This window comes from Limnohabitans sp. 103DPR2 (assembly GCF_001412575.1).
Taxonomy (GTDB): Bacteria; Pseudomonadota; Gammaproteobacteria; order Burkholderiales; family Burkholderiaceae_C; genus Limnohabitans_A.
On record NZ_CP011834.1, the window covers coordinates 1,420,665 to 1,445,661 of the forward strand.

A 24,997-nucleotide genomic window follows, 5' to 3' on the forward strand; every position below is an offset into this window, starting at 1 on the left:
CGGATGACAATGAAGACACCTCAGACCCGCGATACACAGGTCGCACCCCGTGTGGTCACTGCTGGCGAAGCCTTGATCGATTTGGTCGCCCAAGCAGATGGCAATTTTCAGCCTTGCTTGGGTGGGGCTGTGTTCAATTTGTCGCGTGCCTTGGGCCGTCAAAATGTGCCGACTTTGTATCAAAACCCCTTGTCCAGTGATCGTTTCGGTCGTCAATTGGCGCAGGCTTTGACGGACGATGGGGTTCAATTGGCCATGCCTGCACCCGTGCCTCAAACCACGTCCTTGGCGGTGGTGGCATTGAACGAACACGGTCATCCAGACTATGCGTTTTACCGAGAGGGCGTGGCCGATCGTCAAATTTCTGCGGCGGCCATGAATGCAATTTGCGAAGCCCAGCCCCAGTTGGAAATTGCGTGCACGGGCTGTTTGGCCCTGGACCCTGCCGATGCATCGCATTACCTGCCTTGGTTGAAAGCGCAAAAGACGGCGGGTCGTTGGATTGTGGTGGATGTGAATTTGCGCCCCTCCGTGATGCCCGACTTGGCTGCATACCGTGCGCATGTTTTAGAAATGGCCAAGTGCGCTGATGTGCTGAAAGCCAGTGACGAGGACTTGGCCCATCTGCAACTGCCAGGCGAGACGCCCATGGACCAAGCCCAGCACTTGATGCAGTTGGGCACGGCGCAGTGGATGGCCTTGACTTTGGGTGCTGAAGGTGCGCGGCTGTTGGTTCGTCGGGGCAATGAGATCAAGGTTTACGCAGCCCGTGAGGCTGCGCCTGTGAAAGTGATCGACACCGTGGGTGCTGGCGACAGTTTCTTGGCGGGTTTGTTAGCTTGCGTATTGCACCATGCAGATGACGATGTTCATGCCCCTGATTTGAAGTCGTGGGCTTCACAAGCCGCTGATGCAACTTTGAAAGATGTCTTAGCGCATGCCCTGGCCAGTGCCACCTTGGTGGTGATGCGCCGCGGCTGCGACCCTGCGCGTTGGGAAGAAGTTCGCGCCCGCATGCAGGCCTTTCCAGCCGTTTGATCAGGTGCTGCGTTTTCGCGCCAATGGTGGGTTGCGTTCAAAGTATTTTTGCAGCCCTTTAACCAAGGCGTCGGCCACGCTGTTTTGGTAGTTGGGGTCTGACAGTTTGGCTTCTTCATCTGGGTTGCTGATGAAGGCGGTTTCGACTAACACACTGGGAATATCGGGTGCTTTCAACACGGCAAACCCAGCTTGTTCAACCTTGGGTTTGTGCAATCGGCCCACGCCACCAATTTCTCGCAAAATAGCGCCGCCCAAGTTCAAGCTGTCTTTGATTTGTGCAGACGTGCTCATGTCAAGCAAGGCTTGTTGCACTTGTGTGTCTTTCACGCCAAAGTTCATGCCGCCAATCAAGTCGGCTTTGTTTTCTTGTTGTGCCATCCACCGAGCTGCACTGCTGGACGCCGCGCCATGACTCAAGGCAAACACGCTGGCACCTTGTGCATTGGGTGTGAAGAAGGCGTCGGCGTGCACACTGACAAATAAATCGGCTTGCACTTTGCGTGCCTTTTGGACGCGCACATGCAGGGGCACAAAGTAGTCGGCATCGCGCGTCAAGTAAGCGCGCATGGGGCTGCCTTTGACGCTGGTTGCATTGATGCGATCGCGCAGTTTCAAGGCAATTTGCAAGACCACGTCTTTTTCTTTGGTGCCGTTGGGGCCAATGGCACCGGGGTCTTCGCCGCCATGGCCTGCATCGATGGCCACAATGATCAAACGATCGGTGATTGAAGCATTGCCAGCTGGGGTGTTGGCGGGCGCATTGGCTTCAGCTGGTGGTGTGGGTGAGTTGCTGGCGCTGGGACGCGTGGCATTGGCTTGTTTGTTGAGCCAGTCGCTCAAGGGGTCGTTGCTTTGGGTGCGCTCGGCAATCCAACTTTCAAGGGGGTCAACGGGTGCTGTGGGATACAAGTCCAACACCAAACGATGTTGATAGGCGCCTACGGGTGTCAATGCAAACACTTGCGGCTGCACCGCTTGCTTCAAATCAAACACCATGCGCACGATGCCCGGACTGTTTTGCGCCACCCGCACGCCCGTGATGTTGGGGTCATCGGGTTTGATTTTACCGACCCACTCCTTGATAGAGGGGTTCAGCTCCAAGCCTTCAATGTCGATGGCCAATCTAGGGGGAGAGGGGACAAAGGTGTACTTGGTTTTGAGCGCAACGTCCGATTCCAAGGTGACCCGTGTGTAGTCTTTGGCAGGCCAAACGCGCACGGCCATCAGGCTAGCGCCTTTGCTGATGTCGGCCCATCCCAGCATCAAAGCCAGGCTGGAAACCTTGAGCCAATCACGTCTTTGAATTTGCATGGTGAGCCGAGGGTGGTAAGGCCGCCAACAGGCCCATCAAAATAGCCTGACCCTGCAAGGTGCTGGCCACGCCTTGAACTTGACGGACCTCTTGGTCGTTGACAGTCAAGGTCAGCTGCAGGTCTGCGAGGGGCAACATGCCTTGTGCTTGATTGGGCCATTCGGCGATTTTCAAACCGGTGCTGGCAAATAGATCTCGAAAACCTGCTTCTTCAAATTCTTGGGGATCGTTGAAACGGTAAAAATCGAAATGCCAAATGGCCAGGGGCGCTTGGCTGCTGGGGAGAATCCCCTCATGCGGTTCAACCACGGCATAAGTTGGACTTTTGATGCGGCCTTGGACACCCAGTGACTTGAGCAAATGGCGCACGAAAGTGGTTTTGCCTGCGCCTAAATCACCCACCAGTTCGATGTAGGCGTTTTGCAAACCTGGCTGCTGCGCCAAGGCTTGGGCATACACTTGCGTGGCGATTTCGTCCGCCCACAGCCAGTGGGCCGAAGCTGGGGGCTTCAGAGTTCCTACAATCGCTGGGTGAACACCGCTCATCAATCTCTTTCAAATGCATCGCCAGCGCGCCCTGTGGACGCCGCGGCAGTGTGGGCTGAGCTGCAATCAGCAGCCCGGGAATTGGGATTTTCTCAAATTGGCGTGACAGGTGTGAATTTGACCGAAGCTGAGCCGGGATTAGAGGCTTGGCTGGCGGCAGGTTTTCACGGCAGCATGAACTATATGGCAAGCCACGGGCTGAAACGTGCCCGGCCTGCAGAATTGGTCCCCGGAACGGTCAGTGTGATCACGGTGCGCATGGACTACTTGCCCGGCAATGTGGCCAATCTCTCAGCTGAATCTGCCTGGCAGAACCTCGAACAAGCGCAGCAGGGCGTGGTGTCTGTTTACGCCAGGGGGCGCGACTATCACAAGGTCTTGCGCAGTCGATTGCAAAAATTGCAAGAACGCATGGCGGCCTTGTTAGGACCATTTGGACACCGCGTGTTCACCGATTCGGCACCCGTGATGGAAGCCGAATTGGCAGTGCGCAGCGGCCTTGGCTGGCGCGGTAAAAACACCTTGGTCTTGCAAAGAGAAGCCGGCTCGTTCTTCTTTTTGGGTGAACTGTTTGTCGACTTGGCTTTGCCGTTCACTGAGCCTGTCTCCGATCACTGTGGCAATTGTTCTGCCTGCATCGATGTGTGTCCGACGCAAGCCATCGTGGCACCCTATCAGCTGGACGCCAGACGCTGCATTTCCTACCTCACCATTGAACATGATGGACCGATTCCGATCGATTTTAGAGCCGCCATTGGCAACCGCATCTATGGCTGTGACGATTGCCAGTGGGTGTGTCCATGGAATAAGTTTGCCAAGCGCAGCCCTTTGCCCGACTTTGACGCACGTCAAGCCCTTAGCGAACCCGAGCTGGTCGATTTGTTGGCGTGGGACGAAGCCACCTTTTTGCGCATGACCGAGGGTAGTGCTATTAGGCGAATTGGCCACGTCAGGTGGCTTCGCAACGTGGCATTGGCTGCAGGCAATGCCTTGGCCCAGCCAACTCAATTGTCAGAAGATCAAAGGCAAGCTTTGCGTCATGGGCTTCAACTTTGGGCAAACCACACAGACCCTGTGGTGCAAGAGCAAGTGGCTTGGTCTTTGAAGCAAGGCGTTTAAAAACGCAGGTCCCGCAGCACGCCCAAGGCAAAGGGCAAACTGAGCATGCCCAGCAGGGTGGAGAGAGTGACCAAACCGGCCACGTAAGGCCCGTTGTAACCCATGCGTGCCGCCAAGACATAGCAGGTGGACGCCGTGGGCAGGGCCGAGAAAATCAACAGCACGGTGGTTTGCAGCGAGTTGAGTTCGAAATATTGCGCCAAGCCCCAAGCCAAACAAGGCAAAACCAAGTGCTTGAAAGTCAAGACCATGGTGCCCAAGAGTTTGCCTTGGTTGAGGGCCTTGAGCTCCATGCCTGCGCCGGCAGACATCAAGCCCAAAGCCAGAGAGGCTGCGCCAATGCGCGACAAGGTGGGGTCCATGAATGCGGGAATTCGAAGTCCCAGCAGGTTGAAAGCCAAGCCGCCCGTGGTGGCCAAAATGAGGGGGTTTCGAATCAGTTCTCGCAAGAAGCCACTTTCGCCGTGACGTGCCATGGGCCATACAGCCCCCACATTGAACATCGGCACACAAAAGCCAATCAGCACTGAAATCAGCAAGAGACCTTGTGGGCCTGCAAGCCGCTCCACCAAGGCCAGGGCGATGAAGGAATTGAATCGAAAGCCGGCTTGTGCACTGGCGGCATGGTCGCGTCTGTCAATGTGTTTGCCAAGCCAGGGCCAGTAGGGCAGGCTGTAGGACAGGGCAATGGCCATCAAGCCCATGCTGATACCGGCCAGCAAAAAACTTGAAGTGGCCTGAATATCCAAGGGGCTTTTCACAATGGAGTGAAACAGCAAAACTGGGAATAAAAAATAATAGACCAAGTACTCGGCTTGTTGCCAAACGGGGCGGTTCAGTGCTGTGTAACGGCATAAAAAGTAGCCGCACAGAATGAGCGAGAAGTCGGGGAATAAAAGTTGGGCGAAATTCACCCCCCAAGCATAACGGCAGACTTTGCGGTTTCTGCCTTCTAAGTGCTTGAGTTATTGCTTATGATGTTGAGAAGTTAAAAGAAGGAGTTCAGATGGACCGTCGTACAAGTTTGGTAGTAACAGCTGCTTGGGTCATTTTGGGTGCTGCATCGGGTGCGGCTTGGGCTCAAAATTACCCCAACAAAGTCATCAAGTTGCAGGTGCCATTTGCGCCAGGCGGCACCACAGACATCGTGGCCCGCGTCATTGCCGAGCCTTTGGGCAAAGCCTTGGGCCAGTCGGTGATTGTGGAAAACAAAGCCGGTGGCGGCGGTGTGGTGGGTGCCACAGAAACTGTGCGCTCTGCACCTGATGGCTATTCCTTGGGCATGGCCACCGTGTCGACCACCGCGGCCAACCCCGCCATCAATCCCAAAAATCCGTACAACCCCATTACAGATTTCACACCCATCATCAACATTGCGGCCACGCCCAATGTGATTGCGGTGCACCCCAGCTTCCCTGCACGTAACTACAAAGATTTTGTGGCTGAGTTGAAAAAGAATCCTGGCAAATATTCTTATTCATCTTCCGGTACAGGCGGTATTGGCCACTTGCAAACGGAGTTGTGGAAGAGCTTGCAAGGCGTTTTCATCACACACATTCCTTACCGCGGTGCAGGTCCTGCCTTGAACGACACAGTGGCAGGTCAAGTGCCGATCATTTTTGACAATATGCCTTCCGCCTTGCCTTTCATTCAGGCGGGCAAACTGATTCCCATCGTGGTGGCGGCACCCCAGCGTTTGTCGCAACTGCCCAATGTGCCCACTTTCAAAGAAGTGGGTTTGGAACCGGTTAACCGCATGGCTTATTACGGCATTTTGGGTCCCAAGAATTTGCCCAAAGAAGTGGTCGACAAAATCAGCGGTGGTGTTAAAAAAGCCCTCGAAGATTCTGCTGTTCGCAAGCGCATTGAAGACACAGGCTCTTTGATTGTGGCCAACACCCCCGAGCAGTTTGCTGCACAAATCAAAGCTGAGTTTGAGATCTACAAAAAAGTTGTAGACGATCAAAAACTCAAATTGGACTGATGACGCCCGACAGCCAAGCCGCCATCGACCGCTTTGTTGATGCGGTTTGGCTTGAAGATGGTTTGTCAGCCAACACCTTGGCTGCTTACCGCAGAGATTTGTCAGCACTGGCAGAGTGGCTCCAGACCTCTTCTGGCACGCCGCTCGACAGTGTTCAAGAGTCGCACTTGCAGGCTTACTTTGCCGCAAGGCACAGCCTCTCCAAAGCCACCTCGGCCAATCGGCGACTCACTGTTTTCAAGCGCTACTACCGTTGGGCTTTGCGAGAGCGCATTGTTCAAATCGATCCCACCCTCCGAATGCTGGCCGCCAAGCAAGCCTTGCGTGTGCCAAAAACCTTGTCAGAAGACCAAGTGGATGCGTTGTTGTCGGCGCCCGATGCCAACACAGCGTTGGGCTTGCGTGACAAAGCCATGCTGGAGTTGTTGTACGCCAGTGGCTTACGCGTATCAGAGTTGGTCAAACTCAAAACCTTGCACGTCTCTTTGAACGAAGGCATCTTGCGCATCATGGGCAAGGGCAGCAAAGAGCGCCTGGTGCCTTTTGGCGACATGGCCCGAGATAGCTTGCTCAATTACATGCAGAATGCTCGCGGTGCTTTGCTGGGCGCCAAACAAACCGAAGACTTGTTTGTGACCGCCAGTGGCCCCAAAGCAGGCACCGCCATGTCGCGCATCATGTTCTGGGGTTTGATCAAAAAGTATGCCGTGATCGCGGGCATCACAGCGCCCTTGTCGCCGCACACCTTGCGACATGCGTTTGCCACGCATTTGCTGAACCACGGCGCCGATTTAAGGTCGGTTCAGGTGCTGTTGGGGCATGCCGATATTTCGACCACCACCATCTACACCCATGTGGCGCGGGAGCGCTTGAAGAACTTGCATGCGCAGCATCACCCAAGAGGGTGAAGAATTTAATTTCGGGTATTGCGTAAGTTTTTGAGACTTCCGATCCTCTAAGCTTGAAACATCTGAAAAATTCAGTTGGGAGGCTTATGAAAAGATTATTTCAAAACTTTGTACTCTCTTTAGCCTTTGCTGTTGGTTCATTTGTGCATGCAGCAGTTCCAGATCCGGTAGACCCTCGCGATTCTGTCAATTACACCTTCGAGCAGCGTATGGCTCAGACCAAGCAGCTGCACGCCAAATTGAAGGAGGCAAGTGCTGCAGAGCGATTGATGTACTTTGACAAGTCCTTGGAAGCTGTCAAGAAGTTATCGGCTGAAGAACGTCGCGATTTGAGTGAAAAGTTCAAATCTCAGTGGAAAAAGCTGACGGATGATCAAAAGAAGCAAGTGAAGCAAGAGGCTCGCAATTACATCACTTCATTGCCGGATGCAGAGCGCAAAGAATTGAAGCGACGCAGAGAGCTGATGCTGGAATTCATGTCGCCCGAGGAGAGAAAGCATTGGCCTTGATTCCTTTGACGTGCTTGAAGTGAACTTTGATGAATGAAGTTTCTACTTGGATGGCTGAAAGGGAGCTTCTTCGCCTTTCAAAGCAGGGGAATGCTGAGGCCGTCAGGGGTTTGATGCACCTTTTGATCAAACCTGCGCACGCACTGGCCTGGCGAATTTTAAGAAACCAAGACGCAGCTGAAGAGGTAGTCCAAGAAGCTGTGTTTCAACTGTGGCGGTCAGCTGAACAATTCGAAGGTCAATCATCACTCAGAACTTACTTTAACAAAATTGTGATGCGTGAATGCCATGCCTTCATTCGACACAACAGAAGTCACGAAGACATTGACATGTTGGACTCAGCGGATGAGGTGATGTCTGATTTTCAGATTGATCTCCGTCTCCACCAAGAAATTATTCACCAGGCCTTAGAGTCCCTGTCTAGCAAACAGCGTATGGCTTTGGTTTTATGGGCATTCCACGACATGACTGCTGTTGATATTGGGCAAGTCATGGAACTGAAAAAAAATGCGGTAGATCAATTGCTCTGGCGAGCAAAAAATGCATTGCGTGAAAAATTGACGGAAAGATGATGATGCAAGAAGAAATTGAAAAACAGGCGGTCCGCAATCTGATTCAAATGGATGCGGAACCGAGCATTCGACCTGATTTCCAAGACAAACTGACGACAGCATGGCTAGACAAGTCGATGACTCAAACCCATGTCAATGGGCATCTCAGAGACATTCAAGTACTTGCGTTTCTGTCGCAACGTTGGTGGTGGGGTATGACGTTGCTTGTATCTTTGACCTTGGGTGTTTGGTATTGGCGCCACCTGCATGAATTGGAGGAGCTGCGACAGTTTGATGTGTTGTTGGAGTTCTCTATGGGGACACTATGAAACTCAACACATTTTCTCGCGCTAGCTTATTGGCCTTATTCATGAGTGCTTTGATCTCGGCATGTGGCGGTGGCGGTGGTGCCGCGGAGATTGCGCAAACCACGACACCCACGACACCCACGACACCCGATCCCGTTGTGGTCAGCGCTTTTACTCTGACCAGTTCCGAAGTGGGCCAAGATGGCATGCTCTCATCGGATGCAACCTGTGACGGATCGGGTTCCAGCCCATCCTTGACTTGGCGAAATGCGCCTGTTGGAACAAAGTCATTTGCTTTGTTGATGAGCACAGACCCTGGGGATGGCGTTTTGAAATACAACTGGGTGAATTACAACTTGCCTGCTTCGCTGACAGGGTTGACCAAAAACTCTGTGCTGGTGGGTACCTACGGCGCTGGAAGTGATGGACCCACATTGGCGTATCAGCCGCCATGCTCACAAGGCCCTGGCTTGAAGAAATACAAATTCACTTTGTATGCGCTGTCTTATCCAACGCCACTGAAAACAGCGACAAGCACTGTGACAGGCATCGACTTACTGAGTTTGATGGCAAATGGCATTTTGGGACAAGCCACACTTGAGGCGGGTTATTCAAGAACAAGTGCATCAACGGGTGCTTCAAACGCATGTCAATGGGTGCGCAACTCAATTCAAGCCAGCGCCCAAGTTCCCGTTAGTGTTAATTGTGATACGCAGTATGCGTATGTCAGCTCCAAGGGTCTGCCTTCACACGCCATGATGAATGGCATTACAGCCACCAACTTACAGGTGCCAACCGCACAAAACTTTTGGGGCTCGAATGGGTGGCGAATTCCATTGTCCCCCGAATTGGCTGTCAATCCTGTGTCTGCTGTCGATGGACCCATCGGCATTGCAGTCAATGGCGTCCCTATTTTTAACCCGTGTAAGCAAGGGGGGTGTCAGAACGGCGATACCAAAGTCTTGGGTGAATTGGACATTTGCAATGGCCATGCTGGCAGGGCTGATGATTACCACTACCATGCCGCCCCCATTTGTTTGATGGCCAATAAACCGGACGGCTATTGGAATACTCACCCTGTCGGCTGGGCCTTGGATGGTTACGGGATTTTTGGATTCAACAATGCGGATGGCCAAATTGCCAGTCGTGATGGTCTCTGCGGGGGTAACACCAGCAGTGTCAGCAATGCACCCTCTGGCTATAGCTATCACGTCACTTCAATATCGCCCTATATTTTGTCCTGCTTCCGTGGTGTGCCAAGCCCAGACTTGGCCAATCAAGCAACGAAGTTTTCACCCATGCGACAACCGCCCGTCACCCCATTTGGTGTTTCCAACATGAGTTTGACAACAGATACCGCCGATTCATTTCAAGTATTGGAATTCACAACAGAAAAATCTTTTGTGAGTACCGAAACAGGTAAAGACAGTTACACAAATTCAGCGGGCACTTACAAAATTCGGTACAAGGCACTGGCAGATGTTGATTTGCAAACTGCATTGGCCAAGACTGAGAACAAAGGAAAGTCAATGTGTTGGGTGTTTCAATTCAAAAATGGTACTGGTGCAGTTAGTCAACCTGATGTGATTTATTGCAAATGAATCAGTTCAGAAACTCATATTTGACTTGGGTGAATTGGATGACCACATCGCTCGGATGTTGCTTGATTTGGCTTTGCACTATCACCATGGCCAATGCACACGAAGTGGCATCAACCAGACTGAGTCTTGTACAAAGAGAGTCTTCGCATGTTTCAGCGACCTTTTATGTCAGCCCGCAAGATTTTTTCAAGCCGGTTCTCGATGGGCAAATCACTGCACAAACAGTCTACGTGCATCTGGCGAGCCTAGATGATGCTGCCTTTGAAGATTTGTACACAAAAGCTCAGACTTTCTATCAACAGAAAATCAGTTTTAAATTGAACAAAGACAAGCAGGCACAACTGAGTTATTGGCAATTCGCCACTTGGCAGTCTGTGAAGCGGCAAATTCAATTGGACTTGGCCCAACAATTGGTGAATCCGAACATGCATGCGCACATAGAGCCCGTTCAATTCAGCGTTCAATTGACAGGCAATTCTGAATTGTCTGTTGTTCAACCTAAGCTCCCTTCACATTGGGGAAAAGTTTTGGTGATCGCTAGCAAGCCCCAGCAAAGGTGGGTTGACAGTACTGAAAGTTCGCAATGGATCAAATTTTGAATTTGCGTTGTAAGTTCACACTTCTGGCCCTGTGTGCAGCGCTCACTTCTTGTGGCGGTGGTGGCGGTGGCAGCTCACCCGCAGCACTCGCAGACAATTCAGCTTCATCGCCTTCAGGCGCCAGTCCGCCGGTGCTCAATCCATTGCCGCCTGATGCAGTCACATCTGGCGTATTCAGCGGAACCTGGGTGATGGGCTCGCCCACGGCTGATTCAGTCACTTTCAATGTGCACAGCGTTGATCAGCAGGGCACTGTCTCCATTGAGTTTGGGACCAGCAGTGTTCAATACGATCAGCAGCTAGCCCCAGTCCAACTTCAGATGGACAAGCCGCTTGAAATGATGCTGACCAATTTGAAAGCAGGTACGCGGTATTTTTATCGATTGAGATTTCTAGCCAGCAACAGCAAGGATGTGGTGGTCACGCCTGAATATGAATTTCAGACCGCCAAGCCAGCTGGACAAGCCTTTGTATTTGCCATTCAGGGTGATTCGCATCCCGAGCGGCTCAAAACACAATTTGATGCCGATTTGTACAAGCGTACGCTGCTGCGCGCAGCGGCAGACAAACCTGATTTCTACATCTTGAGCGGTGATGACTTTAGCGTCGACACGCTCAATCCAGACACCATCACGCAAGCCCTAGTACGCGAACGCTATACCTTGCAAAGACCCTATCTCAATCTGATTGGACGTACCTCTCCCTTGTATTTGGTCAATGGCAATCATGAGCAGGCCGCCCGATATTTGTTAAACGGTACACCCAACAATGTGGCTGTCTGGGCGCAAAACGCTAGGAATTCTCTTTATTCACAACCGGCGCCCAATGCTTTTTATTCGGGCAATTTGGAGCAGGTCCCTTTCATTGGTTTGTTGCGGAATTACTTTGCATGGAATTGGGGTGACGCACTGTTTGTGGTGATCGATCCTTACTGGGAGTCGCCCGTTGCGGTTGACAATCAATTTGGTGGGACTGTCAAGCGCCTGAGCATGTGGGATGTGACCCATGGCGATGCGCAATACAACTGGCTTAAACGTACGCTTGAGCAAAGCAAGGCCAAATACAAGTTTGTTTTTGCGCACCATGTCATGGGCACGGGGCGCGGGGGCATTGAATTGGCCAAATTGTGGGAGTGGGGTGGTGAAAGCCAGAATGGGCAGCTTGACTTTGCAGGGCAGCGTCCTAATTGGACAACACCCATTCACCAACTCATGGCGGCTAATAAAGTGAGTATCTTTTTCCAAGGACATGATCACATTTGGGTCCGGCAAAAGCTAGATGGTGTGACCTACCAAACATTGTCACAACCTGCAGACCCCAATTACACCCTGTGGAATGCAGATGCTTACCTCACGGGCGATAAGTTTCCAAACACAGGTTACACACGCGTGAGTGTGAGCCCCAATCAAGTCAAAGTTGATTACGTCAGAACTTACCTCCAAAAAGATGAAGGGCCCGGTAAGGTACATGGCGAGGTCGCTTTTACTTACACATTACCTTGAGGTGATTTGATGACATGCCAACCTTTGCGCTTGTGTATCTTGATTTTGGCGTCCGCTGTCTGTGCCAGTTGCGGTGGCGGGGGAGCTACGGAAACTGGCACTGTAGTAACGCCTACCGTGACGACCCCAGTTGTGCCAGATGCCCCACAGTTCTTTGAAGGCAATATTTTGTTGGCAGCGCCAACCGATACAAGCATCAAATTACTCGTGCTCACACCACGCTCTGGCGCCATGAATGTGGCCTATCAATCAAACCTGGCGATGCAAGATATTCAGATGGCGGCCGGCATGATCACCCCCAACGTCCCCAAAGAAATTCAATTGACGGGCCTCAAACCCAATACGCGCTACACCTACAAACTGACCCTGCAAACCAGCACAGGGAGTTTGGTCTCGTCAACCTACAGTTTCAGCACGGCCAAACCTGTTGGCTCATCATTTACTTTCACGCTTCAAGCAGATTCACATTTAGATGAAAACTCAGACTTGGCGGTATACAAGCAAACCTTGAACAATGTCTTGTTGGATCAACCCGACTTCCACATTGATTTGGGCGATACATTCATGACAGAAAAATACAGCGAACCGCTGTCGGCCACGTTGCAAGCTGCTGCCAACGCCGCCATCGTCAATCAACGTTATGTGTATGAGCGAAATAATTTTGGATTGATGACACATTCTGTCCCATTGTTTTTGGTCAATGGCAATCACGATGGCGAGTTGGGGTGGTTGCTCAATGGCTCAAACAATGCACTACCCGTGTGGACAACATCTGCCAGACAAACTTATTTTGCCAACCCAAAACCTGACGGTTTTTATCTGGGAGACACATTGAAAGATGCGCTAACGGGTGACCGAGCTTCATGGTACGCGTGGCAGTGGGGCGATGCCTTGTTTGTGGTGTTAGACCCTTATTGGAGCAGTCCTGCCCAGTCAAGCAAAGATGGCTGGAATCTCACTTTGGGCGACAGGCAATACCAATGGCTCAGCAAAACATTGGCAGACAGTCAAGCCAAGCATAAAATGGTTTTCATCCACAACCTGGTGGGCGGCTTGGATGGGCAGATGCGCGGTGGTATAGAGGCTGCGCCGTTTTTTGAATGGGGCGGGAAGAATTTAGATGGCAGTGCTGGTTTTGCTTCCCGACGACCGGGCTGGGAGCTGCCCATTCATGCATTGTTGGTCAAACACAAAGTGAAAGCTGTTTTTCACGGTCATGATCACTTGTACGCCAAGCAAGATTTAGATGGCATTGTTTACCAAGCCGTGCCGCAACCCAGTGCCAAAAACTTCAGCAGTGGCGCCAGTTTGGCCAAAGACTATCACTACAACTCTGGCGACATTCAAAGCAGTTCGGGTCACTTGCGGATCAAAGTGACGCCCACTCAAATTGCTGCGGAATATGTGCGTTCCTGGTTGCCTTCGCAAGAAACATCAACACGCAAAAACAGGCAAGTTGATGCAAGCTGGTAAGACATTAAAAATGGATGGAGACAGCATCCATCACTTCGTAGTGATCGTTGACCACCGGCATCCATCGCCATTTGTCAAAAGTGGTGCAGGGGTGTGAAATGCCGCTGCCCACAATCAGGCCCACAAAGGGATGTTCTTGCACGGGTGCTTTGGCATCAAAACGTAAATAAGCGTGTTGGTCATTCAATGCGGTGATTTCCCAGTGCCCAGGGACGCCCTGTGTGGCCAAGTCATTCAATTTGGCGCGCCAAACAGGGACAGGTAAATCCATGTCAAATGAGACATCACGCTTGCCCATGGACAAAAGTGCCAACCCTGGCTCGGGGCAGGATTGGACGCAACTGATGACCTCCAATGCAGGCTTGAGAGTCTCCGTGAGTTGCAATCGTTCACCCACACATTTCAGCATTTGTTTGTAATGCACATGGTCGTGGGTCAAGTAGCAGCCCGAACGCAAGACGCCACGGACAGGGCGCCTGAGTAGCGGCTTGAGATGCACTGCCACCAAATCGAAAATGGCAGAACCACCTGCTGTTAGCAAAACTTCATCGCATTCAAACAAGTCTTCGTCTTCACATTCTTTGGCGAGCCTTTGCACGCGTGACATGAGCGCTTCAACAGCTGCTTGGTCATGCACATGATGGCAGGTGGCCAAGGACCCTTCGTAGCATTCAATGCCACTCAAGCGCAGTCCAGCGGTGCTTTTGATGCTTCTGGCCAAGGCCATGGCTTGCGCATGATCGCGGCAGCCTGTTCGCTTGCCATCAATGCCCAATTCAATCAGCACCGTGAAGACAGTTTCTGAAGCGCGCGAAGCGCGCCATGTTTCTATGGCGTCAATGTGCGCCTGGGAGTCCACCAAGAAGTGCACCTTGACTGCAGGATGTTGGCGCAGGAGGTTTGACAATGTGTCGAGATCGGCTTCTTGAAAAACTTGGTTGGCAATGATGATGCGTTCCACACCATTGCGAATGCCCAGACTTGCTTGAAAGACTGTTGCAAAACTGATGCCCCATGCGCCTGCCTGCAATTGCAGCCGGTAAAGTTCGGGCGACATAGTGGTTTTGCCATGCGGTGCAATGTCCAATCCGCGGGTTTGGCAAAAATCCTGCATCCATGCCAAGTTGTGCGTCAGCGCGGATTGTTTGAGAACCGCCAAAGGAAATGGCAGGTGGCCTTTGAGCAGCGACCAGTCTTGTTCGCCAATTTGAGACATTTCAAGCGGGGCAAGGTGACCCGGAAAACCTTTGAAGCTGGCATCGATGAGCGTCATGGTATTTTTTACAAGCCGTTGGCTGCCAAGTAATTCAGTTCTTCATCGTCAAAGCCGGCCAAACGCCTTGCTTCGAGGTTGTAGGGCGATTTGAGTTTGGGTGCATCGTATTGAACGATCAATTCGCGGTAGGTGGCAATGGGATCGAGGCCGCGAGCTTGGCAGACATGTCGGTACCAGCGATTGCCCGCTGCCACATGGCCAATTTCATCTTCCAAGATGATGTCCAAAATGCGGCCAGCTGCCAAGTCGCCTGCGCTGATCAATTTGTTCTTCACGCCGGGGGATGCATCCAGTCCCCGAGCTTCCATGGTTCGGGGCACCAGGCCTATGCGCGCCAAGATGTCGCCTTTGGTGCGCTCGGCCATGTCCCATAACGAGTTGTGTGCAGGGAAGGGACCGTAGTCAAAGCCCATGCCAACCAAATGCTTTTGAAGCAGCAAAAAGTGTTTGGCTTCCTCTTTGGCAATGCGCACCCAGTCGCGGTAAAAGTCTTCTGGCATGCCCTTGAAGCGCCACACCACATCGAGGGCCAAATCAATGGCGTTAAGTTCGATGTGGGCAATGGCATGCAGCAATAGGGCGCGACCCTCGGCTGTGTTCAGGGGTTTGGCTTTGAGGCTGGTGTGAGACACCAAGACCGGCTGGGCTGGGCGGCCCGGAATGTCGCCAGGATCGGCGATGCTGGCTTGGGTGGCCACATCCGAGGTCTCGGACAGCGCCAAAGTCAGCTCGGCCTTGCGAACGGCATTTTGCTCACGCAAGGGCGTCAGGACGGCCTGTCGGAGGTCGGTCTCAATGGGGGGCGTTTCAGAGCGGGGCATGCCCTATTTTAGGGGTGCCTACAATGGAGGTTTTGAGTCAAGGCTAGAGAGGTCTGAAATGGCAATTTATTCATTGGATGGCAAAGCGCCCGTGGTGGCTGAAAGTGCCTGGGTGGCAGACAGTGCGCAGGTCATCGGTGCCGTCGAATTGGCCGCCAATGCCAGTGTTTGGTTTGGCACCGTGGTGCGTGGTGATACCGAACTGATCAGCATTGGCGAAGGCTCCAACATTCAAGACTGCAGCGTGCTGCACACCGACATGAACAAGCCTTTGACCATTGGCAAAAACGTCACAGTAGGCCACCAAGTGATGCTGCACGGTTGCACCATTGGCGATGAATCCCTCATTGGCATCGGCGCGGTGGTTCTGAATGGCGCCAAAATTGGCAAGAATTGTTTGGTGGGTGCCGGGTCTTTGGTCACCGAGGGCAAAGAGTTTCCCGATGGTTCCATGATCATGGGCTCGCCCGCCAAAGTGGTTCGTGAACTCACGCCCGAACAAATGCAAGGCCTTCGCATGTCGGCCCAACGCTACATCGCCAACGCACATCGCTTTCAATCAGGTTTGAAAAAAATTGTCTGAACTTCATAAATTTCTTTTTGAGGGCTTGCCCGTTCGGGGCGCCGTGGTTCGCTTGACCGATGCTTGGCAAGAGATTCTCAAGCGCCGTGCTGCCAACAACGAAACCGGTGCCTATCCAGCGCCTGTGACTGCCCTTTTGGGTGAGATGTCTGCGGCTGCTGTGTTGATGCAAGCCAACATCAAATTCAATGGTGCTTTGGTCTTGCAGGTCTTTGGTGATGGTCCTGTCAAGTTATCAGTGGTGGAAGTGCAACCCGACTTTGGGGTGCGTGCAACTGCCACCCTTCAAGGCGAAGTGGCCGCAGATGCCAGCCTGAGTCAGATGGTGAACCAAAACAACGAAGGCCGTTGTGCAATCACCCTGGACCCGCTCGATCGTTTGCCCGGACAGCAGCCTTACCAAGGTGTGGTGCCCTTGTTTGGTGACCAGAAAGAGAAGCTTGAAAAATTGAGCGAAGTGCTGGAGCACTACATGCTGCAATCAGAGCAACTCGATACCACCTTGGTCTTGGCAGCCAACATGGAGGTGGCTGCAGGCATTTTGATCCAACGCTTGCCATTGGAGGGCGTTGGCAATTTGGCTAGCAAGTACGATGCGGTCGAACGCGAAGCAGCCTTGGGTCAAAGCGAAGACTACAACCGCATTTCTATTTTGGCCAAAAGCTTGAAAGCCGAAGAGTTGTTGGGATTGGACGTTGAGACCGTGTTGCACCGTCTTTTCTGGGAAGAGCCTTTGCTTCGCTTTGAACCTTTGGTAGGCGAAACCGGACCCAAGTTTCATTGCAGCTGCAGTCGCGAGCGCGTGGGCCGCATGATCAAAGGCTTGGGCGTGGAAGAGGTTGAAAGTATTTTGTCCGAACGCGAAAACATTGAAGTGGGTTGTGAGTTTTGCGGTAAGCAATATCACTTTGACCCCGTTGATGCTGCCAGCCTCTTCACGCAACCCGACGTCACGCCGCCAACCGGTCCTTCAGTTCACTAGCCCTTGGCTTGAAGCAGGTCACTGAACAGGCGATGTTCACAGTCTGCGTCGCTGCATAAATCACAGCGCCAGGCTGTCTTGCCTTGGTTCAATCCAAACTGCGCTCCCTCGCGTTGTGTTTGCGCTGACTTGAAAGAGGCCAACTGCTTGCCAATGTCCGCACGAAGTGGATCGATGCCTTGTTGAATCGCCATGAGGGCCGCATTCAAGCGTGCTTCATGTTGGCCATAGATCACCTTGAAAGGGATGCTGGCACTGCTCAGTGCTTGTCGAAGCATGGCATCAATGGGCTCGCGCACATGGGCTCCATCGCGTTGCAAACCATCGGGTACCCACGCAATGTCCAAGCCCATGACCAGGGTCAAATCAAATTGAGCCTGATACGCTAACGCGTCGGCATAGAGGCTTTTGTCTTGAAAAATGAAATCGCTGTAAATGGCGGTCATCAAAGGACTGGTGTCGGCGATGACCCAGCCTGAAGCAAGGCCGAAGATGCGATGGGCTTGTTCTTGCGCAATGTCGGCTTGTTCGTGTTGAAGTGGTGTTCTGCCCCGTGAGTCGCACCATTCGCGCAAAACTTCGGGAACCACCGTGGCACTCAATCCTAGAGATTGAAGGGTTTGGGCAATGCCCAAACTCAAGCTGGTTTTGCCGGTGCTTTCGGCGCCCAAGAGGGCTATGCGAACTGCTTCAGCGCCCATGTTGAGTCCGCCATGCTTTAAGGCCGATGTAGCTGAGGATGGCAAACAACACATACAGCAGGGCGGTTAGCCAAAGTGACTTCACCAACATCAAACTCACTGTGATGATGTTGACCACCAGCCATACCCACCAATTTTCGATTTTCTTTTTGGCGAGTAAATATTGCCCTAGCAAACTGAGGGTCGTGACCAAGGCATCCCAAATGGCCACATCACTGTCGGTGTAGCGGTTTAAAAAATACGCCATGACAGGCCATGCCAACAGGGTGACGGCCGCAGCTTGTTTGAGTTCGATAGAGTTCAGTTGACTGATCTTCAGCGGGGATGTTTTCTGCACGTCGGAGTTGGCCGACTGTGTGCCTTTACGCCATTGATGCCAGCCCCATATGGCAGTCAAGATGAACATCACTTGCAATGAGGCTTCGCCGTAGAGTTGGCTGTTCCAGAACACCAAGCCGTAAAGGACTGAGCTGAGAATGGCCAAGGGCCAGCCCCAATGTATTTCTTTGATGTTGCAATACACCATGGCCAAGGACAACACGAAACCGGCCAACTCGACCGGGTCCATCATTTTTCGATCTGCACGAAAATTTCGTTGGACTTGACCATGCCCAGTTCATGGCGGGCGCGCTCTTCGACGGCGTTCAAACCTTCTTTCAGGTCGTTCACCTCGGAGCTGAGTTGGCCATTGATGCGCTTGGCTTTGGCGTTCAACTCGTTTTGCTCTTTGATTTTATTTTCAAGCTCGATGACAGTGGGAACGCCGCCTTTGCCAAGCCAAATCTGTCCTTGCAAGATCAGCAGCAAGGCGATCAGGACAGCTGGCAAAAAGCGGTTTTCCATGAGCATTGAAAAGGTCTGTTGGTAAGTATGACAGCAGATTAGCGCAAATTGTAAAACGCTGAACGACCTGGGTACTCGGCCACGTCGCCCAAGTCTTCTTCAATGCGCAACAGTTGGTTGTACTTGGCCATGCGATCGCTGCGGCTCATGGAGCCCGTTTTGATTTGACCGGCGTTCAAGCCCACGGCAATGTCGGCTATGGTGGAGTCTTCAGTTTCACCAGAGCGGTGGCTGATGACGGCGGTGTAACCCGCGCGCTTGGCCATCTCGATGGCCGCAAAAGTTTCGGTCAAGGTGCCAATTTGGTTGATCTTGATCAGGATCGAATTGGCAATGCCTTTGTCGATGCCTTCTTTCAAAATCTTGGTGTTGGTCACGAACAAGTCGTCACCCACGATTTGAACTTTTTTGCCCAAACGCTCGGTGAGCAATTTCCAGCCATCCCAGTCGCCTTCGGCCATGCCGTCTTCAATGCTGATGATGGGGTACTTGTCGACCCAAGTGGCCAACATGTCAATCCACTGCTCGCCAGTCAAGGACAAGCCTTCGCCTTCGAGTTCGTATTTGCCGTCTTTGTAGAACTCGCTGGCAGCGCAATCGAGGCCAATTGCAATTTGCTCGCCAGCGGTGTAACCGGCTGCGCTGATGGCGTCCAAAATCATTTGGATGGCTGCTTCGTGGTTGGGCACGTTGGGCGCAAAGCCGCCTTCGTCTCCCACGGCAATGCTCATGCCTTTGTCGTGAATGATTTTCTTCAAAGCGTGAAACACTTCAGCACCGTAACGCACGGCTTCGCGGAAGCTTGGCGCGCCCACGGGGATGATCATCAACTCTTGCAAGTCGAGGTTGTTGTTGGCGTGTGCGCCGCCATTGATGACGTTCATCATGGGCACGGGCAATTGGCAACCGTTCATGCCGCCAAAGTAACGGTACAAGGGCAGGCCAGATTCTTCAGCTGCAGCACGTGCCACGGCCATCGATACAGCCAACATGGCATTGGCGCCCAAGCGGCTCTTGTTGTCGGTGCCGTCCAGGTCGATCAAGGTTTTGTCGAGGAAAGATTGCTCGGATGCATCGAGGCCCAACACCGCTTCTGAGATTTCGGTGTTGATGTGTTCAACCGCTTTCAATACACCTTTGCCAAGGTAACGGTTCTTGTCGCCATCACGCAATTCGATGGCTTCACGACTGCCGGTAGAAGCGCCAGAAGGCACTGCGGCACGGCCCATCACACCAGACTCTAACAACACATCGCATTCAACGGTGGGGTTGCCGCGGCTGTCCAAAATTTCGCGTCCCACAATGTCAACAATCGCACTCATGTTTACTTCTCTCTGTCTAAATTAAAAATTGTTTATCCCAAAACCCAAGTCGGATCATGCAATCAATCACTGGAAATTGTTTTCGAGGAAAGGGTTCTTTTTGGTTACTGCATCAAGTTCCAACAATGTTTCCAGTAGCGCTTTCATGTGATGCAAAGGCACGGCATTGGGGCCGTCCGACATGGCTTGTGCAGGGTTGGGGTGTGTTTCCATGAACAGACCTGCCACGCCTACCGCAACGGCTGCACGTGACAAGACCGGCACCATTTCGCGCATGCCGCCAGAGCTGGTGCCTTGGCCACCCGGCAATTGAACGGAGTGGGTGGCGTCATACACCACGGGTGCGCCTGTTTCTCGCATGATGGCCAAGCTGCGCATGTCGGACACCAAGTTGTTGTAGCCAAAGCTGGCGCCGCGCTCGCAGGCCATGAAGTTGTCTTCGGGCAAGCCAGCATCGCGGGCTGCAGCACGGGCTTTGTCAATCACGTTCTTCATGTCGTGAGGGGCCAAGAACTGACCCTTCTTGATGTTGACCGGTTTGCCCGATTGCGCCACTGCGCGAATGAAGTCGGTTTGACGGCACAAGAAAGCGGGGGTTTGCAACACGTCCACGATGGCGGCCACCGTAGGGATGTCGGCTTCGGTGTGCACATCGGTCAGGATGGGGACGTGAAGTTCACGCTTTACTTTGGCCAAGATTTCCAAACCTTTTTCCATGCCAGGACCGCGGAAGGTGCTGCCAGAAGAACGGTTGGCTTTGTCGTAACTGCTCTTAAAGATGAAGGGGATGCCCAAGGCTGACGTGATCTCTTTCAAGGTGCCGGCCGTGTCCATTTGCAATTGCTCAGATTCAATGACGCAAGGGCCGGCAATCAAAAAGAAGCGCTGGTCTAAGCCAACATTAAATCCGCACAGTTTCATGGTGTTCCTTGTTGGCTTGATTTAAGCAACGGCTTTCAGGTGCTTGGCACCCTTTTGATGGTCAATCGACGCTTTGATGAAAGCGTTGAACAAAGGATGTCCATCCCAAGGGGTGGATTTGAATTCAGGGTGGAATTGCACGCCCACAAACCAGGGGTGAACGTTGGTGGGCAGTTCCACAATTTCGGTCAGTTGTTCGCGCTGAGTCAGGGCCGAGATGACCAAGCCTGCATTGCGCAGCGTGTCGAGGTAGTTCACGTTGGCTTCGTAGCGGTGACGGTGACGTTCTGTGACCACAGGGCCATAGATGTCACGCGCCAAAGTGCCTTCAGACACGTCAGAGCTTTGGGCGCCCAAACGCATGGTGCCACCTAAGTCAGATTGCGCATCGCGAACTTGGATGGTGCCATCGGCATCTTTCCATTCATTGATCAAGGCAATGACGGGGAAGGGTGTGTCGGGTTCAAACTCGGTGCTGTTGGCGTTGGTCAAGCCTGCAACGTGACGCGCATATTCAATGGTGGCCACTTGCATGCCCAGGCAAATGCCAAGGTAAGGCACTTTGCTTTCGCGTGCAAAACGCGCCGTTTGAATTTTGCCTTCAACGCCGCGCTTGCCAAAACCGCCGGGCACCAACACACCATCGAACTTGGCCAACTGCGCCACGGTTTCTGGCGAAATGGTTTCGGAATCGATGTGCTCAATTTTGACGCGCACATGGTTGCGCATGCCGGCATGGCGCAAAGCCTCGTTGACCGATTTGTAGCTATCGGACAGTTCAACGTATTTGCCCACCATGGCAATGGTCACTTCGCCTTGAGGGTGTTCGGTTTCGTAAACCAAATCGTCCCAACGCTTGAGGTTGGCGGGTGGGGTGTTGATGTGCAAACGGTCGCAGATGAGGCCATCCAAACCTTGCTCGTGCAAGACGCGTGGCACTTTGTAAATGGTGTCAACGTCGGGCATCGAAATGACGCCCCAGCTTTGCACGTTGGTGAAGAGCGAAATCTTTTCTTTTTCGTCTTCAGGAATCATGCGATCGGCACGGCACAAAAGGGCGTCGGGCTGAATGCCGATTTCGCGCAGTTTTTGCACAGTGTGCTGGGTGGGCTTGGTTTTCAGTTCGCCTGCAGCGGCAATCCAAGGCACATAAGTGAGGTGGACGAAGGCTGCGTTGTTGGGGCCGAGGCGCAAGCTCAGTTGGCGAACGGCTTCGAGGAAGGGCAGGGACTCGATGTCACCCACGGTGCCGCCAATTTCAACGATGGCCACATCGACCGCTTCAGGTGTGCCAAAGCCTGCACCGCGTTTGATGTAGTCTTGAATTTCGTTGGTGATGTGGGGAATGACTTGAACGGTTTTGCCCAAGTAGTCACCCCGGCGTTCTTTTTCAAGCACGCTTTTGTAGATTTGCCCCGTGGTGAAGTTGTTGGCCTTCTTCATGCGGGTGTTGATGAAGCGCTCGTAGTGGCCCAAATCCAGGTCGGTTTCAGCGCCATCGTCGGTGACAAACACCTCACCGTGTTGAAACGGTGACATGGTGCCTGGGTCGACGTTGATGTACGGGTCCAGCTTGATGAGGGTGACTGAGAGGCCGCGCGATTCTAGGATCGCGGCGAGAGAGGCGGAGGCAATTCCCTTACCCAGGGAAGACACCACACCACCGGTGACGAAGACGAATTTGGTCATGTCCAGGACGGGATGCTGAGCACCCGGGAGATGGAAAACGAGATTATAAAGGTCTCCTGATCTGCTACATTGCCGAACATGAACGATTTGCACGGAAAACGCATTGTTTTAGGACTCACTGGCGGCATCGCCTGCTTCAAAGCGGCGGAGCTTTGTCGCTCGCTGGTCAAGGCGGGCGCGCAAGTGCAAGTGGTGATGACCGAGGCCTCAGCCCAATTCATCACCCCCGTCACCATGCAAGCCTTGTCTGGCCAAGCTGTCTATACCTCGCAATGGGATGCCCGTGAGGGCAACAACATGGCGCACATCAATTTGAGTCGTGAGGCCGACGCCATCTTGATTGCACCGGCCAGTGCCGATTTCATGGCCAAACTGATTCATGGCAAGGCCGATGAGTTGCTCAGCCTGATGTGCCTGGCCAGACCCCTGCAAAAGGTTCCCTTGATTTTGGCGCCCGCCATGAACCGCGAAATGTGGGCGCATCCAGCCACCCAGCGCAATGTGGCGCAATTGAAGGCCGATGGTTCACATGTCCTAGATGTAGGACAAGGTGATCAGGCTTGCGGCGAAACCGGTGACGGCCGCATGCTGGAGGCCGAGGAAATTGTTGAAGAGCTGCGCGCTTTTTGGACTCCCAAAGTGTTGGCGGGTCGACAGGTGTTGATTACCGCAGGTCCCACCTACGAAGCCATTGACCCCGTGCGCGGCATTACCAATTTGTCGAGCGGCAAAATGGGTTTTGCCATTGCGCGTGCAGCGCAGCACGCTGGCGCCAAGGTCACCTTGGTCGCTGGGCCCGTCAGTTTGCCTACGCCTCGAGGGGTGTTGCGTGTGGATGTGCGATCTGCATTGCAAATGCACGATGCTGTTAACCACGCTGCACCGCATGCCAGCGTCTTCATTGCGGCCGCTGCGGTGGCCGATTGGCGTCCAGCCTCGGCTGCTGATCAAAAAATCAAGAAAGACGGCTCGGGTGAAACGCCTGAGCTCAGCTTTGTTGAGAACCCAGATATTTTGGCCACCGTCGCCAAGTCACCCCGTGCACAAAGTGGCGAGTTGTATTGCGTCGGCTTTGCAGCTGAAAGCCACGACCTGCTGGCGCATGCCACCGCCAAACGCGCACGCAAAGGTGTGCCTTTGTTGGTGGGCAACATTGGCCCCAGCACCTTTGGTCAAGATGACAATGCCTTGTTGTTGGTGGATGCACAAGGCGCCAAAGAACTTCCGCGCGATACCAAAACCAAGTTGGCTCATGATTTGATTCAAGACATTGCCAGCCGCCTTCGCACACCCTGAACGCTTTCACTTCAAGCAAATTCTGAGCGCTTACCCATCATGATGAACGTTGACGTCAAAATCTTAGACCCTCGCATGGCCGATCAATTGCCTGCCTACGCCACACCGGGCAGTGCCGGTCTCGATTTGCGCGCCTGCTTGGATGCACCCATCACCCTGCAGCCCAATGCTTGGCAATTGATTTCAACAGGCTTGTCGGTGTACCTCAAAGATCCCGGCTATGCCGCCATGTTGTTGCCACGATCAGGTTTGGGGCACAAGCACGGCATTGTGCTCGGCAACTTGGTTGGTTTGATCGACAGCGATTACCAAGGTCCCCTCATGGTGAGTTGCTGGAACCGCAGTCAAGAAGCCTTCACGATCCAGCCCATGGAGCGCATTGCTCAAATGGTCATCGTGCCTGTGGTGCAAGCACGCTTCAATGTGGTGACCGAATTTGATGCGCCTAGTGAGCGCGGTGAAGGTGGTTACGGCTCAACTGGCAAACGTTGAGTTGTGTGGAACTTCCGCATGCAAGTGCGGATGCTCGTTAATCTTTAACTTCAGTGCAACAAGCCGCCTGTGTCTGGCGCATCACCAATTTCAATTTTGAAAAAGCCTGTGCCGCAGGTGCCAGCTTCTTGCTCTTGCTCTGTGGCCATGCGCACTTGGTTGACCTTCAAACTGAGACGAAGGGCAATGCCAGACAAAGGGTGATTGCCATCTAGCACCACATGCTCGGGGTAGATCTCTGTGATGGTGTACAGCACATTGCGCGGCGCATCGGGGTTGCAGGCCGCTGGCAAAGCGGTGCCCTCAATGGTGAGGCCTTCTTGGATGTCTTTGGGGAAGAGGGCGCGCGGCTCTAAGAAAAGCAAGTTTTCATCGAAATCGCCAAAAGCATCTTCGGGTTCAAGGTGCAGGTCGACTTTGGCACCTACGCTGTGCCCTTGTAGCGCTTCTTGAATTTTGGGCAGCAAATCATGACCGCCCACATAGAAAGCCACGGGCTCGTCGAGTTCGTCCAAAACTTCGCCCAAAGTATCTTTGAGCGTCCAGGTCAGTTCGACCACACATTGAGAAGTAATATCCATCCCAGAATTGTCGCAGTTTTGAAATCGATTTGAATCA

Annotated in this window: 26 protein-coding genes; 14 read left to right on the forward strand and 12 right to left on the reverse strand. The window is 53.0% G+C overall.

Annotation, left to right across the window (positions count from 1 at the left end; translation table 11 throughout):
- Positions 1-3: 3 nt before the first annotated feature.
- Positions 4-1,038, forward strand: a complete 1,035-nt coding sequence (locus L103DPR2_RS06970) for a PfkB family carbohydrate kinase (RefSeq protein WP_335337958.1) — start codon at positions 4-6, stop codon at positions 1,036-1,038.
- Here L103DPR2_RS06970 and L103DPR2_RS06975 read toward each other — a convergent pair whose 3' ends face one another.
- Both L103DPR2_RS06975 and tsaE read right to left on the reverse strand, forming a co-directional pair.
- Positions 1,039-2,352 (reverse strand): N-acetylmuramoyl-L-alanine amidase, encoded by a 1,314-nt coding sequence (locus L103DPR2_RS06975; protein ID WP_055360365.1) that lies wholly within the window; start codon positions 2,350-2,352, stop codon positions 1,039-1,041. It lies immediately after the preceding gene.
- Positions 2,333-2,899, reverse strand: coding sequence for a tRNA (adenosine(37)-N6)-threonylcarbamoyltransferase complex ATPase subunit type 1 TsaE (gene tsaE, locus L103DPR2_RS06980; RefSeq protein WP_082466746.1), 567 nt, complete (start codon positions 2,897-2,899; stop codon positions 2,333-2,335). The genes L103DPR2_RS06975 and tsaE overlap by 20 nt, the downstream gene beginning before the upstream one ends.
- Before the next feature lie 60 nt (positions 2,900-2,959).
- Here tsaE and queG point away from each other — a divergent pair, with 60 nt between their 5' ends.
- The gene (gene queG, locus L103DPR2_RS06985; protein ID WP_055361915.1) at positions 2,960-4,018 is read left to right on the forward strand and encodes a tRNA epoxyqueuosine(34) reductase QueG; all 1,059 of its coding nucleotides are present in this window, start codon (positions 2,960-2,962) and stop codon (positions 4,016-4,018) included.
- Here queG and L103DPR2_RS06990 read toward each other — a convergent pair.
- Positions 4,015-4,932, reverse strand: a complete 918-nt coding sequence (locus L103DPR2_RS06990) for an AEC family transporter (RefSeq protein WP_055360367.1) — start codon at positions 4,930-4,932, stop codon at positions 4,015-4,017. The two genes, queG and L103DPR2_RS06990, sit on opposite strands and share 4 nt — an antisense overlap.
- 92 nt (positions 4,933-5,024) lie before the next feature.
- Here L103DPR2_RS06990 and L103DPR2_RS06995 point away from each other — a divergent pair, with 92 nt between their 5' ends.
- The 8 genes from L103DPR2_RS06995 to L103DPR2_RS07040 all read left to right on the forward strand — a co-directional run bounded on the left by L103DPR2_RS06995 (position 5,025) and on the right by L103DPR2_RS07040 (position 13,453).
- Positions 5,025-6,002, forward strand: a complete 978-nt coding sequence (locus L103DPR2_RS06995; RefSeq protein ID WP_055360368.1) for a tripartite tricarboxylate transporter substrate binding protein BugE — start codon at positions 5,025-5,027, stop codon at positions 6,000-6,002.
- Positions 6,002-6,910 (forward strand): site-specific tyrosine recombinase XerD, encoded by a 909-nt coding sequence (xerD, locus tag L103DPR2_RS07000; protein WP_055360369.1) that lies wholly within the window; start codon positions 6,002-6,004, stop codon positions 6,908-6,910. The genes L103DPR2_RS06995 and xerD overlap by 1 nt, the downstream gene beginning before the upstream one ends.
- Positions 6,911-6,996: 86 nt before the next feature.
- Entirely contained in the window at positions 6,997-7,419 is a 423-nt protein-coding gene (locus L103DPR2_RS07005) for a DUF3106 domain-containing protein (RefSeq protein WP_055360370.1), read from the forward strand.
- Positions 7,420-7,448: 29 nt separating this feature from the next.
- Complete coding sequence (locus L103DPR2_RS07010; protein WP_082466747.1) at positions 7,449-7,991, forward strand: RNA polymerase sigma factor; 543 nt, start codon at positions 7,449-7,451, stop codon at positions 7,989-7,991.
- On the forward strand, positions 7,988-8,299 hold the full coding sequence (locus L103DPR2_RS07015; protein WP_055360372.1) for a hypothetical protein: 312 nt from the start codon (positions 7,988-7,990) through the stop codon (positions 8,297-8,299). Before L103DPR2_RS07010 ends, L103DPR2_RS07015 begins: the two co-directional genes overlap by 4 nt.
- Positions 8,296-9,879, forward strand: a complete 1,584-nt coding sequence (locus L103DPR2_RS07020; protein ID WP_055360373.1) for a YHYH protein — start codon at positions 8,296-8,298, stop codon at positions 9,877-9,879. The genes L103DPR2_RS07015 and L103DPR2_RS07020 overlap by 4 nt, the downstream gene beginning before the upstream one ends.
- A 583-nt stretch (positions 9,880-10,462) precedes the next feature.
- Positions 10,463-11,980: a purple acid phosphatase family protein gene (locus tag L103DPR2_RS07035; RefSeq protein ID WP_082466748.1), complete on the forward strand. Its 1,518-nt coding sequence runs from the start codon at positions 10,463-10,465 to the stop codon at positions 11,978-11,980.
- 9 nt (positions 11,981-11,989) lie between these two features.
- Positions 11,990-13,453: a purple acid phosphatase family protein gene (locus L103DPR2_RS07040; RefSeq protein ID WP_055360377.1), complete on the forward strand. Its 1,464-nt coding sequence runs from the start codon at positions 11,990-11,992 to the stop codon at positions 13,451-13,453.
- Positions 13,454-13,457: 4 nt separating this feature from the next.
- Here the strand turns inward: L103DPR2_RS07040 and L103DPR2_RS07045 are convergent, their stop codons facing one another.
- Entirely contained in the window at positions 13,458-14,726 is a 1,269-nt protein-coding gene (locus L103DPR2_RS07045) for an amino acid deaminase (protein WP_055360378.1), read from the reverse strand.
- An 8-nt stretch (positions 14,727-14,734) separates the two neighbouring features.
- A complete protein-coding gene (locus L103DPR2_RS07050; protein WP_055360379.1) occupies positions 14,735-15,550 on the reverse strand; it encodes a ferritin-like domain-containing protein in 816 nt (271 codons plus the stop codon).
- Between the two features lie 58 nt (positions 15,551-15,608).
- On the opposite strand from L103DPR2_RS07050, the gene L103DPR2_RS07055 reads away from it, so the two are divergent.
- Positions 15,609-16,133, forward strand: coding sequence for a gamma carbonic anhydrase family protein (locus L103DPR2_RS07055; protein WP_055360380.1), 525 nt, complete (start codon positions 15,609-15,611; stop codon positions 16,131-16,133).
- Entirely contained in the window at positions 16,126-17,115 is a 990-nt protein-coding gene (gene hslO / locus L103DPR2_RS07060) for an Hsp33 family molecular chaperone HslO (protein ID WP_055360381.1), read from the forward strand. Before L103DPR2_RS07055 ends, hslO begins: the two co-directional genes overlap by 8 nt.
- Here the strand turns inward: hslO and L103DPR2_RS07065 are convergent.
- The 6 genes from L103DPR2_RS07065 to L103DPR2_RS07090 form a co-directional block, all read right to left on the reverse strand.
- Positions 17,112-17,816, reverse strand: a complete 705-nt coding sequence (locus tag L103DPR2_RS07065; RefSeq protein ID WP_055360382.1) for an AAA family ATPase — start codon at positions 17,814-17,816, stop codon at positions 17,112-17,114. The two genes, hslO and L103DPR2_RS07065, sit on opposite strands and share 4 nt — an antisense overlap.
- Positions 17,806-18,387 (reverse strand): nicotinamide riboside transporter PnuC, encoded by a 582-nt coding sequence (gene pnuC / locus L103DPR2_RS07070; RefSeq protein ID WP_055360383.1) that lies wholly within the window; start codon positions 18,385-18,387, stop codon positions 17,806-17,808. The genes L103DPR2_RS07065 and pnuC overlap by 11 nt, the downstream gene beginning before the upstream one ends.
- The gene (gene ftsB / locus L103DPR2_RS07075) at positions 18,384-18,659 is read right to left on the reverse strand and encodes a cell division protein FtsB (protein ID WP_055360384.1); all 276 of its coding nucleotides are present in this window, start codon (positions 18,657-18,659) and stop codon (positions 18,384-18,386) included. Before ftsB ends, pnuC begins: the two co-directional genes overlap by 4 nt.
- 38 nt (positions 18,660-18,697) lie before the next feature.
- A complete protein-coding gene (gene eno / locus L103DPR2_RS07080; protein ID WP_055360385.1) occupies positions 18,698-19,981 on the reverse strand; it encodes a phosphopyruvate hydratase in 1,284 nt (427 codons plus the stop codon).
- Positions 19,982-20,047: 66 nt separating this feature from the next.
- Entirely contained in the window at positions 20,048-20,902 is an 855-nt protein-coding gene (gene kdsA, locus L103DPR2_RS07085) for a 3-deoxy-8-phosphooctulonate synthase (RefSeq protein ID WP_055360386.1), read from the reverse strand.
- 21 nt (positions 20,903-20,923) lie between these two features.
- Complete coding sequence (locus L103DPR2_RS07090) at positions 20,924-22,591, reverse strand: CTP synthase (protein WP_055360387.1); 1,668 nt, start codon at positions 22,589-22,591, stop codon at positions 20,924-20,926.
- Positions 22,592-22,669: 78 nt separating this feature from the next.
- Here L103DPR2_RS07090 and coaBC point away from each other — a divergent pair, with 78 nt between their 5' ends.
- Both coaBC and dut read left to right on the forward strand, forming a co-directional pair.
- Positions 22,670-23,887 (forward strand): bifunctional phosphopantothenoylcysteine decarboxylase/phosphopantothenate--cysteine ligase CoaBC, encoded by a 1,218-nt coding sequence (gene coaBC, locus L103DPR2_RS07095; protein ID WP_055360388.1) that lies wholly within the window; start codon positions 22,670-22,672, stop codon positions 23,885-23,887.
- Positions 23,888-23,929: 42 nt separating this feature from the next.
- Positions 23,930-24,379 (forward strand): dUTP diphosphatase, encoded by a 450-nt coding sequence (gene dut / locus L103DPR2_RS07100; RefSeq protein ID WP_055361916.1) that lies wholly within the window; start codon positions 23,930-23,932, stop codon positions 24,377-24,379.
- 50 nt (positions 24,380-24,429) lie between these two features.
- Here the strand turns inward: dut and L103DPR2_RS07105 are convergent, their stop codons facing one another.
- Positions 24,430-24,960, reverse strand: coding sequence for an FKBP-type peptidyl-prolyl cis-trans isomerase (locus tag L103DPR2_RS07105; protein ID WP_055360389.1), 531 nt, complete (start codon positions 24,958-24,960; stop codon positions 24,430-24,432).
- Positions 24,961-24,997: the final 37 nt, after the last annotated feature.